Below are 22,346 nucleotides of genomic sequence, written 5' to 3' on the forward strand. Positions count from 1 at the left end.
TCTCCAGTAACTAGAGAGTCAAGGGATTATTTAATGGGCAGCATGATTTCGGTCACATAATGATCCGGATTATTAGTAACACCATAATCAATTAACGTTATCTCAATGGAGTCGGCCGCTAACTCCAGATGATGCTTTTTCATATATGTCAGTAACTTTTTATAATATTGTTTGGCCTCTTTATGCGACCCCTTAAACCTGATTTGTAAATATTCATTTGATGGTAAGGTGATTACTGATGGGGGCAAATTATGCTCGTCTTCTAAGATCATAAAAATACTGGAGTAACGATCAAACTTATGCGCTTTTAGGTTTGACACTGAAATCGATAATCCAATCTTTCCTAAAAATATGTCTTCTTTAATAGTAAGATCATTTCTCAATTCTGTTAGAGAGTGTTCAATATCATGACCTAGAATATACTCATGCTGTAAATAAGCGACACGCAACTCCGGAAGTTTGATTTTTGTAATTTTGTCTAACGGTTTATTAACGGCATCTTCTATTTTGTTTAAACGGCGGGTGATCTTTTTTTCAATAAGCTCTAATTCCCTTTTTTTACGATCGATTTCGGTTTTTTGGTTTTTCAGTAATTGAATTAAGGTATCTGCATTGTGGGAATTATAAAAATCTAGGAGTTTGTTTATTGGCAAGCCTAAAGCCCGCAAATATTTGATTGTATCCAGTCTCTCAAACTGCTCTGTGGAATAGTATCTGTAGTTATTTTGCTTGTCTTTGTATGCAGGTTTCAAAAGACCGATCTCATCATAATATCTGAGAGTGGATATTTTGACGTGAAATAACCTGGATACCTCTCCAATAGAGAAAAAATTCTTCATGATCATAATCCTTCTGCTTTCATTTGTCTTAATAAACCTGTAAAAAATGGTTTTATCAACATTATAATATTCAGCAATTTAAAGATAAAGCATCCCCTCTGGATCGAAAAATTTTAATGGAGGGAATTGGAGAGGATTATATGGTAATCTGCGTGGCGTCAGTGACAAGTCGAATAGCCGATGCTGACAAGAACCGGCTTGTTTAAGTTTAAGCGTTTCGCTTTTTCGAAGGGTGCCAGTTTACGGGGTTGTGGGCGTGTTGGAGCAGATAGGGGGACTTCTCCGTGATTAAACTGTTGGGTTTACTATTGTTTGGCATGGGCTCACCTGCTTTCTATTCATATTTGTATGTTTAACATACCACAATCCTCTAAAAAAATTCATACACTCAACTTTGTGATCCAAACCCAAGTCATTAAAAAGGAGAACGGCTTACGACTCTATTTTCAGGGTTAAATGTCATCCACTTTATTGCTTTTTAGATAAGAAATAAGGATTTAAAATCTTTATCATTTTATTTACTGTTAGATAAGTGAAACACACCCCGGCGACTGTAACTGCGCCGCCCAGAAGAGAAATAAACGCAGGTACTTCACCTAACCACACCCAAGAAATGACCAAGGTTATGGCTGGTGTTAAATAAAGTGAAATGGCTGCTTCTGAAGCACCGACGAGTGAAGTGACATACGCAAGTGCAAAGTAAGGCACAACTGTTGGTAATAAGCCTAAGTAAACGACAGACAATGTTGAGTTCATTGAAGCGTGAACAACTTCTCCCCATAATCCCGGAAGAAACATCAGCATAGGCAATGTTGCACCCCAAATGGTGAATGTCACAAATGGAATAAAACCATATTTTTTTATATAGCGGGCTTGAAAAACGAAATAAATACTCTCCGAAAAAGCTGCCAGCAGGATTAACAAAATGCCGTTCACTGAATTTGTATAGTTTCCTGCCCCGAAAGAAATGATCGACACACCCAATAAACTTATGATAGAGCCAATCCATTTATAAAGCCCAAAATGTTCACCAAAAAACAGACGAGATAACATTGCAGAAAAAATAGGTGTCATGGTCACGAGTAAGCTTGCTACCCCTGCGCTGACGGTTTTTTCTCCGATATTCAGCAAAATGTGATATAGTGCAAAACCTAAAAATCCTAAAGAGAAAATAACAGGGATATCTTTCATGTCAGGTAAACGCATATGAGTCAAAACAGCAAAAACCACCAATGCCATTGACCCAATCAACAAGCGAAACAAAGCGAGGTGTTCCGGCGTGTAACTCTCAAGACCCGCGCGAATTCCCGGGAAAGCTGATGCCCACAACCCAATCATCAGACTGTAAGATATGCCGATTCGAACTGTTTTCTTTCTCATCTTTCTCACTCCTCTTTACAAAAACCAACCAGTTATTTAATGTGTTTCTATATTAATAAAGATTTGAGGAGATGACTTCAACCAGTTAAATAGATTTTGACCCAACCACTTTAAGGGGGATCCTTTTTATGAGCGCTCCAGAAGAAAAAAAGATGAGAAAGCTTCCTAAGTACATACAAATCATTCAATTTATAAAAGAGAAAATAGGAAATGGAGAATGGCCGATCGGAAGTAAGATTCCAAGCCAGCGCACGCTTGCCAAACACTTTGAGGTGAACAGGAGCACAGTCATTACAGCTTTAGAGGAATTGACGGCGGATGGATTAATCGAAGGCAGAATGGGCAAAGGGACAGTTGTTACGAACAATACATGGACACTTTTGGCTAAGAATTCCGCTCCCGATTGGGATCAGTATGTAACCTCCGGAATCCAGCAGCCAAGCCAAAAAATTGTTCAAGAGATCAATAAATCAGAATCAAATTCTGATCTTATACAGCTCAGTAAAGGAGAACTTTCACATGAGATTTTTCCTTTAGCTGTTATGAAAGAGATCATGGGAAAGGTATCTCAAAACATAGAGGCATTCGGATATGAGGAACCAAAAGGATATTTGCCTTTGAGAGAGGCATTAAGCGGCTATTTAAGAACAATCGGCATTCAAGCTTCTCCTTCTTCCATTCTTATTGTTTCTGGAGCGCTGCAAGCCTTACAGCTTATATCAATGGGGCTTTTACAAAGAGGATCGACCGTATTTCTCGATCAGCCTTCCTATCTTTATTCATTACACGTCTTTCAATCAGCCGGTATGAAGCTGACTGGAGTTCCTATGGATCATGATGGACTTTTGCCGGAACATATCCGCATGGCAAGGGGGGAACGGGGGAGGGCTATATTATATACAAATCCTTGTTTTCAAAACCCGACAGGTATTTTAATGTCAAAAAAGAGACGAGAAGAAATCCTTGCGGCAAGTGAGAATACACAGCTTCCCATTATTGAAGATGACATTTATCGTGAGTTATGGATAGATGAGATTCCCCCGGATCCTATTAAAACAATAGATAAAAATGGGCATGTGCTTTACATAGGCAGTTTATCGAAAACATTAAGTCCGGGCTTGAGGATTGGCTGGATCGTCGGGCCGGAACCAGTGATTGAACGTTTATCCGACATAAAAATGCAAACAGATTACGGCTCCAGTTCGTTATCCCAGAGAGTAGCGGCAGAGTGGTTTATATCCGGTGAATACCAGCAGCATCTAGAACAGGTGAGAAGTCAATTAAAGGTGAGAAGAGAATTGGCCTTGAGTGTTTTAGAAACTCATTTGAAAGATGTAGCGACATGGAATATCCCAAAGGGAGGATTCTTTGTCTGGGTAAAAATATTGCCTTCCATATCCATGAAATTACTTTATACCAAAGCCTTATCAAAAGGGATTCTGCTCAATCTCGGCAGGATCTATGCTGAGGAAAAAGGGAGTTATATTCGCTTATCATATGCTTATGCATCTCTTGAAGACCTTCAAAAGGGAATTTATGAATTGGGTTTGATGATTAAGGAATTGGCAAGCAGATAAATTTATCATAATTACTTTAATAGAAAGAGACATGACACCAATGACACGCGGATTGTTCGCTGACTACGGTTGGGGTGCTGGTTAAAAAATACTTAGGAGAACTTGATATTCAAAGAGCTGTAAGAGAGAGATTATCTTTAAAACCGTCACTAGCAGAAGTCTTCAAAATTATTTAAGTTAATATACCGGTCTTTATTGAGATTTGTTTTAAATATGCATTTGAAGGTCAATTTTATGATGACTAAGAACTAAGAATTACACTACTTTATAACCGTAATTTATTAATGAAATATTTCCTGAAAAACTTTGATTTTTAATTGCAGATTGATATAATAGGTTTGTTATTCTTGGCCAAGGATGAGAATATTTACAAATCTTCAAAAAGTGGTGTTAGCAATTAAAAAACCTCATATTTTATTATTTATATTAATTTTTACATTAGGTTTTTTTTGCGTGCTTTTTATTCATTTTTAAGCATATAGAGAGAAATGAAACAGAAAAAATTAATCATAACCGTGTACAAGAAGTACCATGGGGAGTGAAAAAAATCAATGCTGCTTCAATATGGACTTTAAGAGAGAAACAGAAAGTGAAAGTTGCTATATTAGACAGTGGTATTGATAAAGAGCATAAAGATTTAAAAGGGAAAATTAAAGGGGAATTTAATCCAATAAACATGACTTTAACCTCAGATGATGATGTGGGGCATGGAACTGCTATTGCAGGCATTATAGCAGCTAAAGATAATAGCTTTGGATTAGTTGGAATTGCTCCAGACACTGAGATATATTCAGTTAAAGTACTAAATTCAGAAGGAAAAGGTTCGCTAGATACCCTTGTTAAAGGTATAGAGTGGTGTATTGATAATAATATTCAGGTAATAAATTTGAGTTTTGGATTAACCAAAGATAAACCGTTGTTAAGAGGTGCAATTGATAAAGCAGTAAACAGTGGGATCATAATCGTTGCAGCCGCAGGTAACAATTATGGCGGGGATGTTGATTATCCAGCAGCTTATGAAAAAGTTCTCTCTATTAATGCTGTAGATAGAAATAATAAACTAGCTAACTTTTCACCTAAAGGAAAGATTGACTTTTCTGCACCTGGTGTAGATATACCGATACTATCCCTCAATAATGGATATAAAACTGAAAGTGGTACATCTTTAGCAGCTGCACATGTTACCGGAGTAATATCATTAATTTTACAAAATAGAGATAAATTCGGAATTGATTCAAAAGAGGATATTTATAATCAAGTTAACCGTGTATTGTCCAAATTGTCCATCGATCTTGGAAAGAAAGGGAGAGATGAAATTTATGGAAAAGGATTTTTATCTTTTAAGTAAAGGGGCTAATTTCAATGAAATGTTTTAAAAAGAGTATTGCTGTTTTTTTAAGTCTAATATTAACTTTTACTTTTATTTTACATAATGAATCAAAAGCTGAGGCTATAAACAATAGGTATTACCAAATTGTAACAAATGATGAAGAGAAATTAGTAATCACAGCAGAAAAAGGCGGAGTTAAAGGTTTAATGACTTTAGATAAAGAAAATATGAAACTTTCATTAATAACCGATGAAACTTCTCAGAAGACTGGAGAAAAAGGTAAAGAATATAAAGTTGATATTGAAAATGCTACAAATGAGAAGATAGAAGCAACTTTTACTGATACGGAAACAAATAAAAAGTATGAGATTAATTCAGATGAGGTAACAGCTTCTTTTGTTTGGTTTATACCTATAGGAATAGTTATTGGAGAGGCACTTTTAGCGCATTTAATTTCAATTGGATTAGCTGTGACTATTTCAGGAGTGACTTATGTTGCCTATTCTGAGTTTAAGAAGCGTAAAAGAACCTATTCTCATTATATGGCAGTAAGAAAGTCTAAAGGATTATTTATCGGTAATGGTTTGAAAAGACCTGCTGCAATTGCACGCCTTAAAAGGGGTGATGACACTTGGTCTACGTCGAAGAACAATGCCAAATCTATTGCTAAAGCCGCAAGTCCGATTAAAAAAATTGTTGGTCCGGAGATAGATAAAAAGGGTAAAGGTAAACATTATCATTATCACTCGATCTCTAGGTATAAACATGGAAAAGGTGTCCGTATGAAAGCTCATGCTTTCTATGGGGCAGCAAGATAATTTAGATTAATTTATAAACACCTAACTTTAAAGTAATTAAAAGATAGGAAATTATAATAGGAGAAGGAGGTAACTATGTTAATTATTGATCACAACCCAAAGGATCAGCTGTATTCAGAGTTAATTGATTTGGCTTTCGAGATTTGCGACGAATTTCATTTAGTTTTAAGAAAAGATATGGGATCTTTAAAATCATTCGATCCTCTGTTAAAAAAACTTGAAAGTTCGTTAAAAGTAATGAAAGAGCAATCAGAATGGGCCAGTACCATTCTAGGAGACAATCAAAAAGCAAAAGTTTATTACTATTATACAGATGAAAACGCAAAAAACATTCTGAAAGAATCCGCAAATTCTTTATATTCTTGGGAGCAGCCACATTTACCAGAAGACTTGTCTTTTTTTAAAGATGGAAAGGAGTGGTTGGTAACATGCTCTCATGAAGAAGAAAGTTATATCGATACTGAAGATGATAAAGAAATACAAAGAATATTGAGTATACCAGGATTAAAAGTGCATTTTGAAAGATGGGATTAAAATCATTCAATTTTTTATAAAAAAATTGAATGATTTTAGTGAATAATATATATAAGTAAGGAAACCGTATAGAATGGTTTCCTTACTTATTAAACCAACATTACTCAAGTTGGGATTTTTCTTGTTTATTTCTTGACTAATACATATTGTTTATCTTCCAAATAGAATATATGACTAAGGTGATTTATATCTTTAAACTTTATATGTTTTCCAAATTGTAAAGTATTTAAATTGATAACTACACCCATGCTTTCATCTTTATCTTCATCTTCATATCCATCTAAGCAGGAATATATTTCAATTGATTCACCTTTTGACAAGTGTTTTTCAATGAAAAGAAAAAGTGATTTAATAGATTTACGTTGGCCAGGTGTATTGTTGGCATGTAAGTACCCTTGTAATTCATATATATAAGGATGTGTGAATTTGTTTCTGACTGCTTCATATCCAGGATCTAAATGAACAATATCAATTCCGTATGCATCTTCTTCTGTGTCATAAACCTTTACAAGTGAATTTTCACTGTTCTTTCGATTGTTTTTAAATTGAGAGCGTTTGTTGACATCTCCTTTTATTTTTAGTTCAGAAATGGGCTTAAGTGTAGGATTACTGCCATACTCACCAATAGGAAGTTCTTTATCCGCCCCAATAAAATGATGTAAAGTCAATCTATTTCCTCCTTTATCTTATACAACTAAAAATACTCAATCTGACTTTGGATAATGAGATCTTTTTTGTGTGTCTATGATACCCCGTGTTTCTTGCCTCATCAAGGCTTGATAATGTTTGAAGGCTGAAGATGGATGATGTGACTGATTTTTAGGCTCCTTAGGGAAAGAGGAACCGAATTAATTTAATTTAATTGTTATATTGTTGACGCATACTCCATCAATGTCCATTTAGATGGTATTTTTACAGCTGCAGATTTTTCTTCGACTATTTCTAATGTTCTTTCAAGTTGATTATATATGTATCCGGAAAATTAAGTATACCGTTTGACCAATTTCAGCGTTATGAAGATTTCGTTGCCAGAATACCAACAATTGAAGATAAATTGAAGCAGAATAGTATTAATTCTAAAAAGTGCGGGCGCATTATGGGGAGAGGGGAATCTTACACACTTATCTGCAGCTTCACCCACATACTTTGTGAAAGCCCCAACAGCTTCTTCGCATTCTGCAAGACAACAACTATTCCGTTGCTTTTTAACATTTTCACATTACAGGATGCAGGATAAAAAAGCCGCCAACAGGGCGGCTTTTCTTAAGTTAATATACCAAATATATATCAAACTTCAATCTGTATAGCTATGTCTTTCCTAAAAAACCATCGGCTTGGTTCTTGAAGAGTAAATCATTTAATCCAAAGCACTATTACTCCTGCAGATGAAATTTAGATTATTGGGCTGTATAGCCGCCATCCATTACGACGGCCTGCCCTGTAACTCCTTTAGCTTTGTCACTGGCGAGGAATACTGCGTAATCAGCGATTTCTTGCACGGCTAACAAACGTTTTTGAGGAACCAAGGGGTAAATGACTTCTTCAAACACCTTTTCTATAGAAATGCCTCTAGTCTCTGCAATATCTTGTAACTGGTTTTGTACCAATGGAGTGTCGATATATCCCGGACACAAGGCATTGACAGTAATTCCGTATTCCGCCCCTTCTAATGCTGATACTTTAGTTAAACCGATCAAACCGTGTTTAGCGCTGCAATAAGCTGCTTTCCCTGCAAAACCAATTAAACCATTTATGGAAGCCATATTGATGATGCGGCCAAATTTTTGTTTTTTCATCAAAGGGAACGCTCTTTTTGTCGCACCAAAAGGAGCAGTAAGCATTAATTTCAGCATAAATTCAAATTTATCAGTCGGGAAGTTTTCTATATCGGACACATGCTGAATCCCCGCATTGTTTACCAGAATATCCAATCGCCCAAAGGTTTCAAGTGTCTTAGAGAAACTTTTTTCAACTTGTTCTTCGTTTGTTACATCACAAACCGCAGGCAGGACTTCATATCCTTGTCCCTTAAGTTCCTCAGCTGCATGATGCACGGCTTTTTCGTTCAAATCGGAAATTACCACTTTTGCGCCTTCTTTAGCGAATTCACGTGCAATTTCTAAACCAATTCCGCTAGCCGCGCCTGTAACAAGAGCAACTTTACTTTCTAATAATTTACTCATAGTAACCCCTCCAGGAAACATTTTGGTCTCCTAAAAGTTTACACCCGGCAATTGTATAAGTAAAATGAATAAAAAGAATATAATGTATTCGTTAAACTTATGGAATGGAGATCATACGATGGATATACGCCAAATCACATACTTTCTTGAAGTTGCTAAATCCAACAGTTTTACTAAGGCATCAGAAAATCTGCATTTGTCACAGCCTGCCTTAAGTAAGATGGTTAAAAGTTTGGAAGAGGAATTAAAGGTTGAGCTCATTGATCGATCCGCTAGACAAATCGCTTTGACAGATGCGGGCGAAATTGTATTTGAGCAAGGCCAAATGATTATGAAGTCATTAGATGATTTGTCGACGAACTTATACGATCTTTTGCATTTAAAAAAAGGAAAAGTGAAAATTGGAATACCGCCGCTGATCGGTGTCTTGTTTTTTCCTAAAATCATTAGAGGGTTTAAACAATTGTATCCTGATGTGAACATCAAGCTGATAGAACATGGAGGAAACAAGGTGAAACAGGAGGTTGAAGATGGAGTACTGGATCTTGGCGTGGTTATTGAACCAGTGGACAAAGAGCAGTTTGATATCATTCCATTGCTTAATGAAGAACTGATGCTCTTCGTTCATTCCGCTCACCCGCTTGTTCATAAAGAGATTGTGGAAATGCAAGACTTGAAAAATGAACCTTTCATCCTGTTTAGTGAAGACTTTTCTCTTCACGATCGGATTATTCAGGAGTGTATTAGAGCCGGTTTTCGTCCAAATATTGTTTATGAAAGTTCTCAATGGGATTTTATCAGCGAAATGATTGGAGAAGAACTAGGTATTTCCATTTTCCCTCAGTCGATAGTGAAAAAGACTGATCAAAGTTTAGTTAAGGCAATCTCCATTGTTAACCCATCCATTCCTTGGAAAGTGGCGATTATTTTAAAAAAAGGAAAATACGTTTCACACGCAGTACGCGAATTTATCCGGTATATTTCATCTTTTTGTAAGAGTAATTACGTAGACTAAGATCACTCATGAAAAAAATGAATGGTTTTTATAGTTTTTATGTATTTTACGGTTAGAGAGGGCTGCGATATATTATCTTATGTCAGGAAATAAGTACCTTTCAGGAGGAATTTCAAATGGATCAAAGCCGTTACCAGCAAGGTTTAGACAAATTAATGGAGTACACTTTAACAAGCGATGATAAAATTTCTACGCATTTAAAGATTTCTGAAGACTTGAAAGATATCGCTCCAGATGTAAGTAAGTACATTATAGAATTTGCTTACGGAGATATATATTCACGACCGGGATTAACCAATCAACAACGTGCGCTTGTTACCATTTCATCCCTTGTAACGCAAGGAACCGAGCCGCAGCTTGAACTTCATATCAATACAGGGCTTACATCCGGATTAACACCGACTGAGATTGTAGAGAGTATCACCCAATTGGTTCCTTATACAGGCTTCCCGCGTGTACTTAATGCTCTTTCAGTGGCTAAGAAGGTGTTTGCACAGCGGCATGTAGAAAGCCATTGAGAAATAAAGAGCTTGTATGGAATGCGGGATGAAGTAGTATAAACTCATCAATAGAATATACACAAAACGACAGCCTATAAGGCTGTTTTTTAACACAAATGTCTGACCTCTTTTTTGTTTTCGGCTGATCATATGTAAAAGCGATTATATGAATCGCTTTTTGATACTTAGAAACATGCTAACCTTCGACCTCTTTATCAGTAAGCACTTTTAAAGCATTTCTTACTTTTAAGGCGAAGTTGACAGGTTTATCAATCGCTTCGAAATGAATATACATCAGTCTCGGTTTGTCAAACAGCCAGTGATTGTGTAGAGACGTTACAATCAGATCATGTTTCCGAAGAGCGCTGATAAATGGATTGATTTCTTTTTGCAGAATTACAGTTTCTCCGCTGCAAAGAGCACGGCCGTCTTTTGTCATTGATTCAAATGAAAACATTTGCGGAATGAGCAAAAATGATCTTCCGGGCCGTCCCAGTACAACCGGTTTTATATTCGTTCGTGATCTCATTACTGTACAAATTCCATTTTCAAACGTATGCATGGTTCCGCCCAGAATATCGTTGAATTCGTCACAAAGACCATGCCGTTCAATCATTTCCCCGTCAGTTTTTGGTACCGCACGCACAGTTTTAGCAGTCAGAACTCTTAGGGCCTCTCTTACTTTTCTTGCAAAATTGAGAGGTTTGTCAATTGATTCAAAATGCATAAACATCAGACGCGGTTTATCAAACAGCCAATGGTTATGAACGGCAGTTACGATGATACCGAATTTGCGCAGTTCACTCATTAATGGGTTCACTTCTTCTTGCAGTAAAACAGTCTCACCTAAACATAAGGCTCTGCCTTCCGAGTCCATGCTCTCAAATGAAAAGGCCTGAGGAATAAAAGGAAATGCCTCGGCTCTTCTTCCGAGTACCACCGGGTGAATGTTGCTTCGAAATCTTGTCGCCGTACATACGCCATTTACGACACTGGGCGTTGAATTGAGAATTCTTGCAAATTCTTTGCAGAGTCGTGATGGCTCCATACTCGTTTCTTCCACTTCATATCTCCTCCTGAAATCAATTTAAACGTACTTAATAGTAAAGATATGTGAAGATAGAAAAAATGTAACGCGGCAGGAGTCCATAATAGAGAGAATCAGCTTTTTTCACCATCTCTTCAACTGTTAATTATTAATAGATTTTAATCGGACTATTTAAGATGTGATAAAAGCCTTCCGCATGTGTTTGTCCATTCAGTTTACATTGGGTGATGCCTTTTTCTTTTACCATGTTTTCTCATTCGCTTATGATTACTTTGCCCAACCCGTATTTACGGTAAGGTTTCAGGATGCAGATTCGTTCGAGCTTGCCTGTTTGGTTTACGATGCGGACGCGTCCTGTGCCGGCAGGCTGATTTTCATGATAAACCAAGACATGCCCGCACTGTTCCTCAAGCGCATCGAACTGATCAAATTCATCGGATTCAGGTACTTGCTGTTCCTCAATGAATACTGCTTTTCTAATCTCAAGCGCTGCTTGTAAATCAATTTCTGTTGTATCCTCATGATCAACCAACCCTTTTCACATATTAGTCTGGACTGCACCGCTTGCTTGTGGTCTTATAGAAGTAACGACAAAACATTTATATTGCAAGTGCAACAAAAACATGAAGGGTTTGAAAAGATATGACTGATATTTTGCGTGAAATCGGCATGATCGCACGGGCATTGGATTCCATCAGCAATATTGAATTTAAAGAATTAGACTTAACAAAAGGGCAGTATCTCTATCTTGTGCGTATATGTGAAAACCCGGGAGTGATACAGGAAAAACTGGCGGAAATGATTAAAGTTGATCGAACAACAGCGGCGAGAGCGATCAAAAAACTGGAAATACAAGGATTTGTTGAAAAGCGTCCTGATGATCAAAATAAAAAAATAAAAAAACTTTTCCCGACCGAAAAAGGGAGAAAGGTTTATCCGTTATTGCAAAGAGAAGGAGAGCACTCTGCGGAAGTAGCCCTGTCCGGCTTTACGTCTGAGGAAAAAGAAACCATTTTCAGCCTTCTTCAGCGGGTGAGAAAAAATATAGAGCATGATTGGGAATATGTGAAGAAGGGAAACAAAAGAGACTATTAATGGATGATAATTCCTTTTACTGAATGATTGCGTTGTGAATGATTAAAGTCATAAATGGATACGTTATCTGTGAAATCTCCTTCCTCGGTTCCTGCTTCAACTAGCCGATAGGCTTATTTTTAACGAAAAGTATCAATTATGGTATATTTAAATAAGACAAAATAATTGAAGCGGGGAATGATATGAGTACAATCGAAAAACAAAGACGTAAGAAATTCAGAGCCAAATCAATCGTACGGGCCATCATGGTCATCATCGGCGGAATTATTGCCGCGTATGGACTGGAAACCGTACTGATTCCGAATAGTGTATCTGACGGCGGTGTAACCGGGCTCAGCATTGTCGGTTCACAGCTCTTTCATTTGCCTCTTGGGATCTTGATTGCGGTGATTAATATACCGTTTGTCTGGTTAGGATATAAGCAAATCGGGAAAGGTTTTGCGTTTCTATCAATTATCGGTATTGTCTCACTTGCCGCGGGCACGAGTTTTTTCCACCACACGCCGGCTATCATTGAGGGAGATACCCTGTTAATCACCGTTGTCGGCGGGATTATTCTCGGCTTGGGAATGGGATTGGCATTGCGCAACGGCGGCGCCTTAGATGGAATTGATATGCTGGCTGTGCTTCTGTCACGGAAATTGCCGTTTGGCACGAGCGATCTCATTTTATTTTTAAACATGTTTGTGTTTATTTTTGTTTCTTTTGTATTCGGGCTGCAAGGCGCATTGCTTTCCGTCATTGCTTACTACATCGCATCCAAGGTGATCCATGTGGTTGAGGAAGGCTTAAGCGGTTCTAAAACATTTCAGATTATCACCAATGAGCCTGCATTAATGGTAGAGACCATTCGTGAAGAATTGGGCCGAAGCGCTACGTATAAAGAAGCATACGGCGGTTTTTCTCATGAAAAATTCAAAGAAATCACATGTGTCATCAACCGTTTGGAAGAAACCAAACTGAAGGAAATTATTAATGACATTGATAATCAAGCCTTTGTGACGGTATATGATGTCGCTGAAGTAAAAGGCAGTAATTTCAGAAAAATCCATAATCATTAAGAAGGAGCTGCCGTTCACCGGCAGCTTTTTTTAAAAAAGGAGAAAACACTTGCAAAAAAAGAATAACGGATGTATATTATTGATATATCAAACATTGACTAGTCAATTAATTGCGCAAAAGAAAGTAGGGATGGGTTTTGACAGCATGTTGTTCAGAGGAAGGCGAGATTTTGTATCAGCTCCAATCACTGCACAAAGTGATCGGCACGAAGTTTGAAGCGTGCACCGGAATCAGCCAATCCCGCCTTGAGCTTCTCGCCGTGCTTTTTTACGTCGATGAGATCAGCCAAAGCGATCTTCAGAAAAAGGTGAATATTGACGGCGCAGCTGTGACAAGACACTTGAAACAGCTTGAAGCCAAAGAAATGGTCACAAGAAGGCGGAAGCCCGAGGACAACCGAATTATACTTGTCCGGCTTACTGATCAGGGGCGGGAGAGAATTGAGGCTTCCAAAAAGGAGAAGGAGCGTTTCATAAAGGAAATGCTTGCCGGTGTCAGCGAGGAAGAACGCAGTATGTTAAAAAACGTATTGTCGCAGATGCAGAATAATATAGAAAATATGAAAGCATAGGAGTGTATTACACATGAAAACAGAACTGAAAACAAACGATTTTATGGACATTATGAAAGGCCGCCGTTCCATTCGGAATTACGATCCGGCTGTTAAAATCAGCAAAGAAGAAATGACTCAAATATTGGAAGAAGCAACGACAGCGCCGTCTTCAGTTAACGCGCAGCCATGGCGTTTCCTCGTCATTGACAGCCCTGAAGGAAAAGAAAAACTCGCGCCGCTTGCCAGCTTTAACCAAACACAGGTCAGCACATCATCTGCGGTGATCGCGGTTTTCGCAGATATGAACAGTGATGACTATTTAGAAGAAATTTATTCAAAAGCGGTCGAACTGGGCTACATGCCGCAGGAAGTAAAAGACAGACAAATCGCTGCGTTGACGGCGCATTTTGAAAAACTGCCGGAGCAAGTGAACCGTGAAACGATTCTGATCGACGGAGGTCTTGTTTCCATGCAGCTGATGCTTACGGCACGTGCGCACGGCTATGATACAAACCCGATCGGCGGCTATGATAAAGAAAAGATTGCCGAGGTTTTCGGAATGGATAAAGAGCGTTATGTACCGGTCATGCTGTTATCAATTGGAAAAGCGGCAGACGAAGGATATGCTTCCTACCGTCTTCCTATCGAAACAATCGCACAATGGAAATAAGGTTGAAGTGAAGCTGAGAGGAGAGGGACAGTGGACATAATTGCGGCTGTTTTCGTCGGAATTGTAGCTTTAGAACATATATTTATCATGATACTTGAAATGTTTTTTATCAATTCGAAGGCTGCCAAGCGGTCTTTCAAATTGCCGAAGCATTTAGAAGGTGATCGGAATGTGGCGGTCATGTTTGCAAATCAAGGTCTGTATAATGGATTTCTGGCTGCCGGCCTCATTTGGGGACTGATCCTCGGAGCTGATCCGATTGGCCATATGATTCAAATGTTTTTCGTCATCTGTGTGGTCATCGCGGCCATTTTCGGAGGCTTTACTTCAAACAAATCAATTATCGTAAAACAAGGACTTCCGGCTGTTTTAGCGCTTATTTTTCTTTTATTGGCGTAGCAGACGGAGTGAGTGAGGGTTTCCGGAAAGGAAGCCCTCTTTTTTTATTCTGTTTTGAAAATCATTTCTTATATACATCACTATAGATTGGGGATGTCAAATCAGCTGTCACCCCTTCTTAATTGTTATTTGCTGAAAGTCTTCTATCTGCTAATAAAGCCTAATAGATGGAGTGGACTCCATGTCAATCTGTTTTTTTAAAAAAAGCTGATCGGCAAATATGGTATGATTTACATAATCAGGGAGTGGGGTTGCAGAGGATGAATATGAAGAGAGCGTATTACGCTATTTTATACAGCCAGACCGCTATCAACTTGGGGTTTTCACTTTATACGATGGCCGTCATCTTGTTTTTGTTTACAAAAACCGGTTCGACGGCGATGGCCTCTCTTATGACGCTCGTCAGCATTGTATGCCGCGTATTGGGCAGCGCCGTTTTGCCGCTGGTCACCGGTCGGTTCACGCTTCGTTCTTTGTTAATCAGTTCTCAATTGATACAGATCACACTGTTAGTCTGTTTGTTTTTTGTCATCCAAACCGGTTCATCCGCATTCTTTTTTCTGCTGTTTTGTCTGATCGGAGGCATTTCTTTTTGCAACGGATGGTTTGCTCCGATAAAAAGCGCGCTGATTGGGGAAATCATTCCTCCTGATCGAAGGGCGAAAGCGAACAGTTTATTATCGGCGGCGGATCAGACCGTTCAGTTTGCGGGGTGGTCTCTGGGCGGCGTCATCATAGCGTTCCTGGGAGAGAGCGATACAATGATCGTCACTGTCATGTTATTGGTTTCTTCGGTGTTGGGCATCATTCTGTTTCTTCAAGTACGCATGTGTGCGCCGGCAGCAGTCAGGGAACGTTCCCTTTTTGCAGATGCGGCAAGCGGCTGGGTGTATTTATTTCAGCAAAAACAGCTCAAGGTTCTCATTGTGATGGATGTGATCGAATCGTGGGCAGGCATGATATGGATCGGGTCTGTGTCCTTAACTTATGTGCATGACGTCCTTCATAAAGGAGAGGCTTGGTGGGGGTATGTCAACGGAGTCTATTATGCAGGGACGATGATCGGCGGACTGATCATCTATAAGTTATCCGGTAAGCTTCAGCATCATCTCATTCCGCTTATGCTGACGGGAGCCTTGGCATATGGAATGTTCACGTTTATTTACGGGCTGATCACAAGCGCCGTTACGGCTCTTTTTCTGGTGCTGTGTATGGGGCCGGCTTGTGTATTACGAGATCTCACGCAGGAAACATTACTTCAAAATATCACGACCGAAAAGACACGGGTCAATATATTAGCGGCGAGATCAGCTTTAGTTCAGTTCATTTTTATGTTTTCCATTATCGGAACGGGGATTATCTCGGATGTATTCGGCGTGCGGTTTATTTATATTGGCGCAGGCCTTCTCTTATTAATTTCGGCTTTTATCGGATTTTCTCAGCTGCGAATGAAGAAAATGGTACAGAGCGGCATGTAGTGTAGTATAATTAGGAACGTACGTTCTATATCGAGAGAGGAGAGGGTAATGTGGGACATCTGGCACTGCAATTGTATGATTATCATCTTTGGGCAAATCAGCAAATATTCACCCGGCTTAAAGAGCTTCCGGAGGATGTGTACCGTAAGGAGATTCAAAGTGTCTTTCCGTCGATAGCCGGTGTATTGACTCATGTGTATCTGTCGGATAAGGGGTGGTTTGATGTGTTCTCCGGAGAGCGTCTGGAGGATACGCTGAAATCAGCTGAACAGCAAAAAGAGGACATCTTGTCTAAAGAGATAGAAGAGCTGGAAGATCTATTTTTGGAATTATCAGACCGATATCGACTATTTTTGCAAAAGGAGGAAAATATCAGTCTCCCCCTTGAAATAGAGCATCCGTCAGGTGACATCATGAATACCGCAGCGGCCGATATGATCCTCCATGTTGTGAACCACGGAACGTATCACCGCGGGAATATAACAGCCATGCTCAGACAGATGGGGTATGCTTCTGTGCCGACGGATTACGGTATTTATTTATATATAAACAAAAAGTAAACAAGACAGCCAACGCGGCTGTCTTGTGATATCCGTAAAAAAGCCAAATCATATGAGTGATTTGGCTTTTTCGTTTGCTATGCCATGTTTTGCAGCCGTTCTAAACTGTTTTTCCAATTCGCTTCAAGCGCTGTAAAAGCAGCGGCGGCATCTTGCTGTTCTAATGCGTGAATGATATCAGAGTGTTCATTATATGATCTGTTTAAAGCGCCGTTTTCACTGAAATAGCGGATTTCCAGTCTCTGAATTTTGACTTTCAGGCTTACTAGCAATTTGTGAAGTTCAGCGTTGTCCGCAAGCAGAATGATGCGATGGTGAAAAGCATTATCCGCTTCCAGAACGGCCATTTTATCGCCGTCTTTCATCGTTTGAAGAAGATTTTCATTCAGCTGTTTCAATTCTTGAATCACGGCATCGTCCATACGCGGGAGGGCTTGCTGCAATGCGAGTTTCTCAAGCGTCCAGACGATGGAATACAAGTTTTCCGCTTCTTTTAACTCAATCGGAGCGACAAGCGTCCATCTGTTCGCTTTTGTTATCACCAAGCCGTCATCTTCCAGCCGCAATAAGGCTTCCCGTATCGGGGTGCGGCTGATTCCCAATGTTTCCGACAAATCCTTGTCCTTTAACTTTGTTTCCGGTTTGAGCTTGCCCGTTATGATCCAGTTTCTGAGTGTGCGATACACTTCGTCCCGCATGATGGTTCTTTTCAGCACAGGTTCTTTGTTTTGATTATCCAATGGAACACCTCATGAATCGTAGTATACATATTTACATTTTACCACAGTCCGGGCGCCGGTTAGAAATGAAGAGGGACGTCTAAGAATGAATCGAACCGAGATGCTTCATCTCAATATGCTGAAAGTCAGCGGAGCCGCCTTCAGAAAAGAGCGTGATTCCCTGATCTTCGTGTTTTGGGAACACTTCATTTGTCAAAACGGTTTTTCCGTCGTCTGCAAATACTTCAATACTGGTTTTATCCACGAGAATTTTCAGATGGACGCGCCCTTTGTTTCCGTCAAATGGAGCTTTGCTTTCGACGTATGCGCCGGTTTTATCAGGCTGGTCTGTAAACGATCTGTTCACATAGGCACAGCCGTCTTCTGCTGAAATACCGACATCAATATGCCGGCTTTGGTCTGCTGATTCTCTGAGTCTGACGCCTGCATTTTTGATATCTGACCAAGCGATATCCATATCAAGCTGATATGTATCACCTTTGATCGGCAGTGTCTCTGAACCGTTCACCTGTTTGTGTTCTATGCTGTCAGTTGAAGAAGTTAATTGGTTCAATGCTTTAATCGGCTCTGACACAAGGCTGTATGTGCCGCCGTCCTGCTGCTGAAGACGGATTTCACGGACGATAGAATCCGTGCCGTTAAAGCCGTTTTTTAGTGTCGGTGTTTCATTCGGATAATCCCAATTGTTCATCCATGCCAGCGCATAGCGTTTTGTCAGCGGATCTTCGCTATTACCGTCTTCAAATGTGACGCCGCCGTACCAGTCAAAGCCGTAATCAAGCCATTGCGGTTCTTCTTGATCGGCGGTAAATTCCTTCCCGTCAAAGTTTCCGGTCCAATACGCGTACGTATTCGGTTTGCCTGCGGGTTTGCCGTTTGCGCTTGCGCCCAGAACCCACTTGGCTGTGCCGTCATCTGCACGCATCATATAAAGGTCGGGGCATTCGATGAGGCCGATCTGCTGAGTGATAAAACCGCCCGTGTATTTCCAATTTTTTAAATCGGGTGATTCATAAAAACCGATTTTTTCTCCTTCGGCCATGGCCATCACCCATTTGTCATCCTGTTCATCCCAGATCACTTTCGGGTCCCGGAAATCCTTAGTTCCCGGGTTTTTCATAACGGGCTGATCACTATAGGAAGTAAACGTTTTTCCTTTATCCGTGCTGTACCATAAATATTGTTCCTGGGCTTTTGTTTTGGCTGTCGGCTGCGTTGTGACGGCGACCAGCGCGTTTTTGCCGAAGCCCGCGGTGTTGTGTTTATCAATGACGACAGAACCGGACCAGATATCGCCGTTTTCGTTGGTGTATTTCGGAATAGCCGTGCCTTCGTCCGTCCAGTGCACCAAGTCCTCTGATACGGCGTGCCGCCATTCTGTGCCGTTGCCGTTCGGGTAATCCCGATTATAAAGATAGTAGTAATGATATTTTCCCTCGAAAAAAATGGGCTTTTGAGGGTCGTTTTTCCATTTGTCCGGAGTCGTAAAATGATACGCCGCCCGGTAATCCTTCTTATGCTCCGTGTTGTTTGTGTCAGAGGAATTGTGGTTTTTGTTCGGCAGTAAGCCGACAAACAGGAACGCACCCAAAAAGATCAATATTACAACGGGCCATTTTCGTGCCATGATTGAATTCACCATCTTATTGAGAAATAAAAGAAAATGCCAATGAAGTATCGGCATTTTCTTTTTGTTGTTATTAGTTGTTAACCGTAAGCTGTCCTTGTTCAAGGATGCTGTTTTTAACAACGGATGTTTTCTTGCCTTTGATGTTCATTAAGAAGCTTGGCGCAAATGTCGCCTTTTTATCCTCAAAGAAGCCTCTGTTTGTCATGTAGCTTGTGATCACGACATTGTTGCCTTTGGCTTGCGGCACTGCGAAGTGAGAGTAAGTGAACGTTACATCGTTAGGATCAAGACCCATTTGCAGGACAAGACCAGTTTTGTTCAGCGGCTTGTAAGGACCTGTTAAAGAGTTTGATACATAACCAAGCATGTAAATATCGTTTGAGTTAATACCGTCGATCGTCATTTTTGAACCGCGTGAATCAGTGAACAGGTACCATTTGCCGTTCATTTTGAAAACATTCGCGCGCTCGATTTCATCAGTTACCGTGTTTGAAGTGATCAGCGGCTTCATGACTTTTTTCAATGTGTAATCATCGTTTAACTCTACCATACCGAGGGCGCCGTTCGCTAATTCAGCATCGCGTTTTTTAGCGCTTTGCTGAAGCTTCTGACTTTCTTTACGGAAGAAGTTTGTGCTGCCGCCGTAGTACGCTTTGTTAAATAAAGATTCTTCGCCTTGGTATCCGTTTTCTGTTCCCGTGTTGGCTTCGAATACAAGGTATTTATGTCCTTTGTCTTCAACGTAGTGAGGGTCTCTCAGCGTATGGTTGTCGCCGGATGTATAGTTCCCTTCATCGATAAACTGCTGAACGTTTTGATATGTTTTTCCGTCGCCGTCAAAAATCGTTTTATGATCTTCCACTCCGTTGATCTTGAGCGTGTCATCAGATTTTGACACATTTACCTGCGCCGTTGTCAGGCTTTGTTTGCCGTAATGTTTACCGGAAAAGTCAGTGTAGAATAAACGGATTTTTCCGTCAGATGTAAAGGTTGCAGAACCGGACCATTCTTGTGTCTGTTCTTTCAGGATTTCATCGTTGGCGTCGAACTTATCGCTGTCTTTAAAGACACGGCCCGCGTTTTTCCAGCTGTCGATCGAGTTGTCGCCGACTTTTTGATAAAACATGTAGATGGATGTGTCATCAGCGTCTTTCGGGCTTCCGGCAAGAGCAAACACGACGTGATAGCCGTTGTATTCAGCTACTGTTCCGTCAGCGTTTTGGAGCGGCCAGCTGTCCCACACATCCAGTCCTTTCGCGGACTCGATATTTTTAATTGTTGATGGGTCGAATTGAGGCACTTGGTATTTTTCACTTTGCTGCTGTTTAGGGATCTGCAGCATATCATGGCGTGTGATATGAGAGACGCCGTACGTTTCTTTGTAAGGTTTTTGGGTATTTTCTTTCGCGAAGGCTTGAGTCGCTCCCCCTGCCAGAAGTGCAGTCGTAAAAGTTAGAACTGTGGCTCGTTTTGCAAATTTTTTGATGTTCATGTTCATGTCTCCTTTTGTATGTACCTTTTTTTGCGATCTGCCGATTCGATCCTCCTGCATTCATGGATGACAGGTTTGTTACAGAAAAAAAGACCTAAAATATGTATGGGGTGACGCCAAAGAATACACTTTGCCCTTAACACATTTTAGGTCTTGCCTGCTTTATCAGTAACAATCCTGCATGATTTACTTGTCGACATCATTCTATTAGACTCTGATTCTATTGACAACTGGTCTATTTTCCTCTTTTGGATGATAGTAAAATGAAAAAAGGCCTTTTAATATATGGGTAATTGAGACTAAGGGGTGCTCTGGGCCTAGGAAAAAACCTCTCTAAAAAAGAGAGGTTATTTTTTCTTGATAGATAATAAAGCGATAGTGGCTAAAATCAGCAAAGTACCCAGCCATTCTGATATTCCGAAGGGAACATGCAGCCAGATAACAGCTAAAAAAGCTGCCGACAGCGGCTCTGCACAGGCGAGCAGGCTGGTTTCAGAGGCACTCAGATATTTCAGGCTTTCCAAGTAGCAATAAAAAGCGATGAGCGTTCCGAAAATGATGATAAACACAATCGCGGCATATGCAGGAAAGGACCACTCGCCTTCAAATGTCCAGGGCGGGCGGATCAAGCTGAGGGCGGCTCCGCCGATCAGCATGCCCCATCCTACAACAATGGCGGATCCCCATTTTTTCAGCAGACGATGCGGCTGAAGGGTGTAAAACGCCAGTGCAAACGCCGAACTGATTCCCCAAAAGACGGCCAGACCGGATATGGACAGGCTTCCGACATTCCCGTGCGTGACCAAAATGAATGTGCCGGCAACCGCCAATAAGACGGCGAGCAGCTCTTTTCCTGAAGGAATTCTCTTTGCGCGAATCGCTAAAAAGCATGTAATGATCGCCGGCCCTAAATACTGAAGAACGGTAGCTGTTGCCGCGTTGCCATGCTCAATTGCCGCGAAGTAGGTGTATTGAACACCTAACATTCCGAAAATCCCGAATAAAAGAAGGGGAATTCTGTCCTGTCTGTCTTTCCAAACAGCCCATATCCGTCCTTTTTCTTTGCGGTACGCGATTCCGAGCAGAAGCGCCCCTGACACCAGAAGGCGCACCGAAGTCAGCCATTCTGTATTAAAATGGCGGTGCTGGAACAGATACTGGGCAACCGTTCCTGAGACCCCCCATAAGATAGCTCCTGTAAGCACAAGCCAAATGCCTGTTGTTCGTGAATAAGAAAGAGCAGCGTGTTTTTCCAGGATAGACACCCCCGATTCTGATGTTGTGATAGCAACTTACAATAATTAGAAAAAAGAACGCCTTACATGTGATATATTATATATTGTATATTAATAGGCGTCAAAATAATTTTAGAGTAAGCGCTTACAAAACGGCCGTCTGATGAAAGAGCAGAAAAAAAACACCCCGGCTGGTTGCCGGGGTGTT

Annotated in this window: 22 protein-coding genes and 2 pseudogenes; 13 read left to right on the plus strand and 11 right to left on the minus strand. The window is 40.3% G+C overall.

Features of this window, described 5'->3' with window-relative positions; all coding sequences use genetic code 11:
* Window positions 1–26 precede the first annotated feature (26 nt).
* From C5I45_RS00155 to C5I45_RS00165, 3 genes and pseudogenes are all read right to left on the minus strand, one after another.
* Window positions 27–839: a MerR family transcriptional regulator gene (locus tag C5I45_RS00155; protein ID WP_014306200.1), complete on the minus strand. Its 813-nt coding sequence runs from the start codon at window positions 837–839 to the stop codon at window positions 27–29.
* 161 nt (window positions 840–1,000) lie between these two features.
* Window positions 1,001–1,158, minus strand: a pseudogene (locus C5I45_RS00160) (DUF255 domain-containing protein); the annotation flags it as partial.
* Window positions 1,159–1,307: 149 nt separating this feature from the next.
* Window positions 1,308–2,219: a DMT family transporter gene (locus tag C5I45_RS00165; RefSeq protein ID WP_107994152.1), complete on the minus strand. Its 912-nt coding sequence runs from the start codon at window positions 2,217–2,219 to the stop codon at window positions 1,308–1,310.
* Window positions 2,220–2,347: 128 nt separating this feature from the next.
* On the opposite strand from C5I45_RS00165, the gene C5I45_RS00170 reads away from it, so the two are divergent.
* The 4 genes from C5I45_RS00170 (at window position 2,348) to C5I45_RS00185 (ending at window position 6,478) form a co-directional block, all read left to right on the plus strand.
* Complete coding sequence (locus C5I45_RS00170) at window positions 2,348–3,796, plus strand: aminotransferase-like domain-containing protein (RefSeq protein ID WP_107994153.1); 1,449 nt, start codon at window positions 2,348–2,350, stop codon at window positions 3,794–3,796.
* A gap of 538 nt (window positions 3,797–4,334) precedes the next feature.
* Window positions 4,335–5,144: a S8 family peptidase gene (locus C5I45_RS00175; protein WP_234415021.1), complete on the plus strand. Its 810-nt coding sequence runs from the start codon at window positions 4,335–4,337 to the stop codon at window positions 5,142–5,144.
* A 14-nt stretch (window positions 5,145–5,158) separates the two neighbouring features.
* Window positions 5,159–5,944, plus strand: coding sequence for an SAR2788 family putative toxin (locus C5I45_RS00180; RefSeq protein ID WP_079004968.1), 786 nt, complete (start codon window positions 5,159–5,161; stop codon window positions 5,942–5,944).
* Between the two features lie 75 nt (window positions 5,945–6,019).
* On the plus strand, window positions 6,020–6,478 hold the full coding sequence (locus tag C5I45_RS00185) for a hypothetical protein (RefSeq protein ID WP_032859511.1): 459 nt from the start codon (window positions 6,020–6,022) through the stop codon (window positions 6,476–6,478).
* Between the two features lie 125 nt (window positions 6,479–6,603).
* Here the strand turns inward: C5I45_RS00185 and C5I45_RS00190 are convergent, their stop codons facing one another.
* A complete protein-coding gene (locus C5I45_RS00190; protein WP_025854048.1) occupies window positions 6,604–7,146 on the minus strand; it encodes a hypothetical protein in 543 nt (180 codons plus the stop codon).
* 729 nt (window positions 7,147–7,875) lie between these two features.
* Window positions 7,876–8,661 carry a 3-hydroxybutyrate dehydrogenase gene (locus C5I45_RS00200; RefSeq protein ID WP_015387420.1) on the minus strand — a complete coding sequence of 262 codons (786 nt, stop codon included), beginning with the start codon at window positions 8,659–8,661 and terminating at the stop codon, window positions 7,876–7,878.
* Between the two features lie 118 nt (window positions 8,662–8,779).
* On the opposite strand from C5I45_RS00200, the gene C5I45_RS00205 reads away from it, so the two are divergent.
* Both C5I45_RS00205 and C5I45_RS00210 read left to right on the plus strand, forming a co-directional pair.
* Window positions 8,780–9,676, plus strand: coding sequence for a LysR family transcriptional regulator (locus C5I45_RS00205; RefSeq protein ID WP_024086038.1), 897 nt, complete (start codon window positions 8,780–8,782; stop codon window positions 9,674–9,676).
* Window positions 9,677–9,792: 116 nt separating this feature from the next.
* A complete protein-coding gene (locus tag C5I45_RS00210; protein WP_007615035.1) occupies window positions 9,793–10,194 on the plus strand; it encodes a carboxymuconolactone decarboxylase family protein in 402 nt (133 codons plus the stop codon).
* A 178-nt stretch (window positions 10,195–10,372) separates the two neighbouring features.
* On the opposite strand, the gene C5I45_RS00215 is transcribed toward C5I45_RS00210, so the two are convergent.
* A complete protein-coding gene (locus C5I45_RS00215) occupies window positions 10,373–11,239 on the minus strand; it encodes a DUF1259 domain-containing protein (RefSeq protein ID WP_004393029.1) in 867 nt (288 codons plus the stop codon).
* A 133-nt stretch (window positions 11,240–11,372) separates the two neighbouring features.
* Window positions 11,373–11,756: pseudogene (locus C5I45_RS00220) on the minus strand (GNAT family N-acetyltransferase).
* A gap of 110 nt (window positions 11,757–11,866) precedes the next feature.
* Here C5I45_RS00220 and C5I45_RS00225 point away from each other — a divergent pair.
* The 7 genes from C5I45_RS00225 to C5I45_RS00255 all read left to right on the plus strand — a co-directional run bounded on the left by C5I45_RS00225 (window position 11,867) and on the right by C5I45_RS00255 (window position 17,041).
* Window positions 11,867–12,319, plus strand: coding sequence for a MarR family winged helix-turn-helix transcriptional regulator (locus tag C5I45_RS00225; RefSeq protein WP_014306189.1), 453 nt, complete (start codon window positions 11,867–11,869; stop codon window positions 12,317–12,319).
* Between the two features lie 182 nt (window positions 12,320–12,501).
* The gene (locus C5I45_RS00230; protein WP_015387425.1) at window positions 12,502–13,380 is read left to right on the plus strand and encodes a YitT family protein; all 879 of its coding nucleotides are present in this window, start codon (window positions 12,502–12,504) and stop codon (window positions 13,378–13,380) included.
* 137 nt (window positions 13,381–13,517) lie between these two features.
* The gene (locus tag C5I45_RS00235; protein WP_004393037.1) at window positions 13,518–13,952 is read left to right on the plus strand and encodes a MarR family winged helix-turn-helix transcriptional regulator; all 435 of its coding nucleotides are present in this window, start codon (window positions 13,518–13,520) and stop codon (window positions 13,950–13,952) included.
* Window positions 13,953–13,965: 13 nt separating this feature from the next.
* On the plus strand, window positions 13,966–14,604 hold the full coding sequence (locus C5I45_RS00240; protein WP_004393039.1) for a nitroreductase family protein: 639 nt from the start codon (window positions 13,966–13,968) through the stop codon (window positions 14,602–14,604).
* Between the two features lie 30 nt (window positions 14,605–14,634).
* Window positions 14,635–15,003, plus strand: a complete 369-nt coding sequence (locus C5I45_RS00245) for a DUF1304 domain-containing protein (RefSeq protein ID WP_004393040.1) — start codon at window positions 14,635–14,637, stop codon at window positions 15,001–15,003.
* Window positions 15,004–15,263: 260 nt separating this feature from the next.
* Window positions 15,264–16,481: an MFS transporter gene (locus C5I45_RS00250; protein ID WP_024086037.1), complete on the plus strand. Its 1,218-nt coding sequence runs from the start codon at window positions 15,264–15,266 to the stop codon at window positions 16,479–16,481.
* A 50-nt stretch (window positions 16,482–16,531) separates the two neighbouring features.
* A complete protein-coding gene (locus C5I45_RS00255; protein ID WP_069449122.1) occupies window positions 16,532–17,041 on the plus strand; it encodes a DinB family protein in 510 nt (169 codons plus the stop codon).
* A gap of 77 nt (window positions 17,042–17,118) precedes the next feature.
* Here C5I45_RS00255 and C5I45_RS00260 read toward each other — a convergent pair whose 3' ends face one another.
* The 4 genes from C5I45_RS00260 to C5I45_RS00275 all read right to left on the minus strand — a co-directional run bounded on the left by C5I45_RS00260 (window position 17,119) and on the right by C5I45_RS00275 (window position 22,168).
* Entirely contained in the window at window positions 17,119–17,781 is a 663-nt protein-coding gene (locus tag C5I45_RS00260) for a GntR family transcriptional regulator (protein ID WP_014306186.1), read from the minus strand.
* Window positions 17,782–17,860: 79 nt separating this feature from the next.
* Window positions 17,861–19,420 (minus strand): glycoside hydrolase family 32 protein, encoded by a 1,560-nt coding sequence (locus C5I45_RS00265; RefSeq protein ID WP_107994577.1) that lies wholly within the window; start codon window positions 19,418–19,420, stop codon window positions 17,861–17,863.
* Between the two features lie 61 nt (window positions 19,421–19,481).
* Complete coding sequence (locus tag C5I45_RS00270) at window positions 19,482–20,903, minus strand: glycoside hydrolase family 68 protein (RefSeq protein ID WP_014306184.1); 1,422 nt, start codon at window positions 20,901–20,903, stop codon at window positions 19,482–19,484.
* Window positions 20,904–21,250: 347 nt separating this feature from the next.
* Entirely contained in the window at window positions 21,251–22,168 is a 918-nt protein-coding gene (locus C5I45_RS00275; RefSeq protein WP_279574546.1) for an EamA family transporter, read from the minus strand.
* Window positions 22,169–22,346 lie beyond the last annotated feature (178 nt).

Source organism: Bacillus sp. ZY-1-1, assembly GCF_003047165.1.
In the GTDB taxonomy this organism is placed as follows: domain Bacteria; phylum Bacillota; class Bacilli; order Bacillales; family Bacillaceae; genus Bacillus; species Bacillus velezensis.

What these genes read in the sequence shown, in the direction of transcription:
- C5I45_RS00165 (WP_107994152.1), bottom strand. Translation starts at nt 2,219, where the DNA reads ATGAGAAAGAAAACAGTTCGAATCGGCATATCTTACAGTCTGATGATT.
- C5I45_RS00210 (WP_007615035.1), top strand. Translation starts at nt 9,793, where the DNA reads ATGGATCAAAGCCGTTACCAGCAAGGTTTAGACAAATTAATGGAGTAC.
- C5I45_RS00180 (WP_079004968.1), top strand. Translation starts at nt 5,159, where the DNA reads ATGAAATGTTTTAAAAAGAGTATTGCTGTTTTTTTAAGTCTAATATTA.
- C5I45_RS00185 (WP_032859511.1), top strand. Translation starts at nt 6,020, where the DNA reads ATGTTAATTATTGATCACAACCCAAAGGATCAGCTGTATTCAGAGTTA.
- C5I45_RS00250 (WP_024086037.1), top strand. Translation starts at nt 15,264, where the DNA reads ATGAATATGAAGAGAGCGTATTACGCTATTTTATACAGCCAGACCGCT.
- C5I45_RS00240 (WP_004393039.1), top strand. Translation starts at nt 13,966, where the DNA reads ATGAAAACAGAACTGAAAACAAACGATTTTATGGACATTATGAAAGGC.
- C5I45_RS00225 (WP_014306189.1), top strand. Translation starts at nt 11,867, where the DNA reads ATGACTGATATTTTGCGTGAAATCGGCATGATCGCACGGGCATTGGAT.
- C5I45_RS00170 (WP_107994153.1), top strand. Translation starts at nt 2,348, where the DNA reads ATGAGCGCTCCAGAAGAAAAAAAGATGAGAAAGCTTCCTAAGTACATA.
- C5I45_RS00200 (WP_015387420.1), bottom strand. Translation starts at nt 8,661, where the DNA reads ATGAGTAAATTATTAGAAAGTAAAGTTGCTCTTGTTACAGGCGCGGCT.
- C5I45_RS00270 (WP_014306184.1), bottom strand. Translation starts at nt 20,903, where the DNA reads ATGAACATCAAAAAATTTGCAAAACGAGCCACAGTTCTAACTTTTACG.
- C5I45_RS00230 (WP_015387425.1), top strand. Translation starts at nt 12,502, where the DNA reads ATGAGTACAATCGAAAAACAAAGACGTAAGAAATTCAGAGCCAAATCA.
- C5I45_RS00155 (WP_014306200.1), bottom strand. Translation starts at nt 839, where the DNA reads ATGAAGAATTTTTTCTCTATTGGAGAGGTATCCAGGTTATTTCACGTC.
- C5I45_RS00205 (WP_024086038.1), top strand. Translation starts at nt 8,780, where the DNA reads ATGGATATACGCCAAATCACATACTTTCTTGAAGTTGCTAAATCCAAC.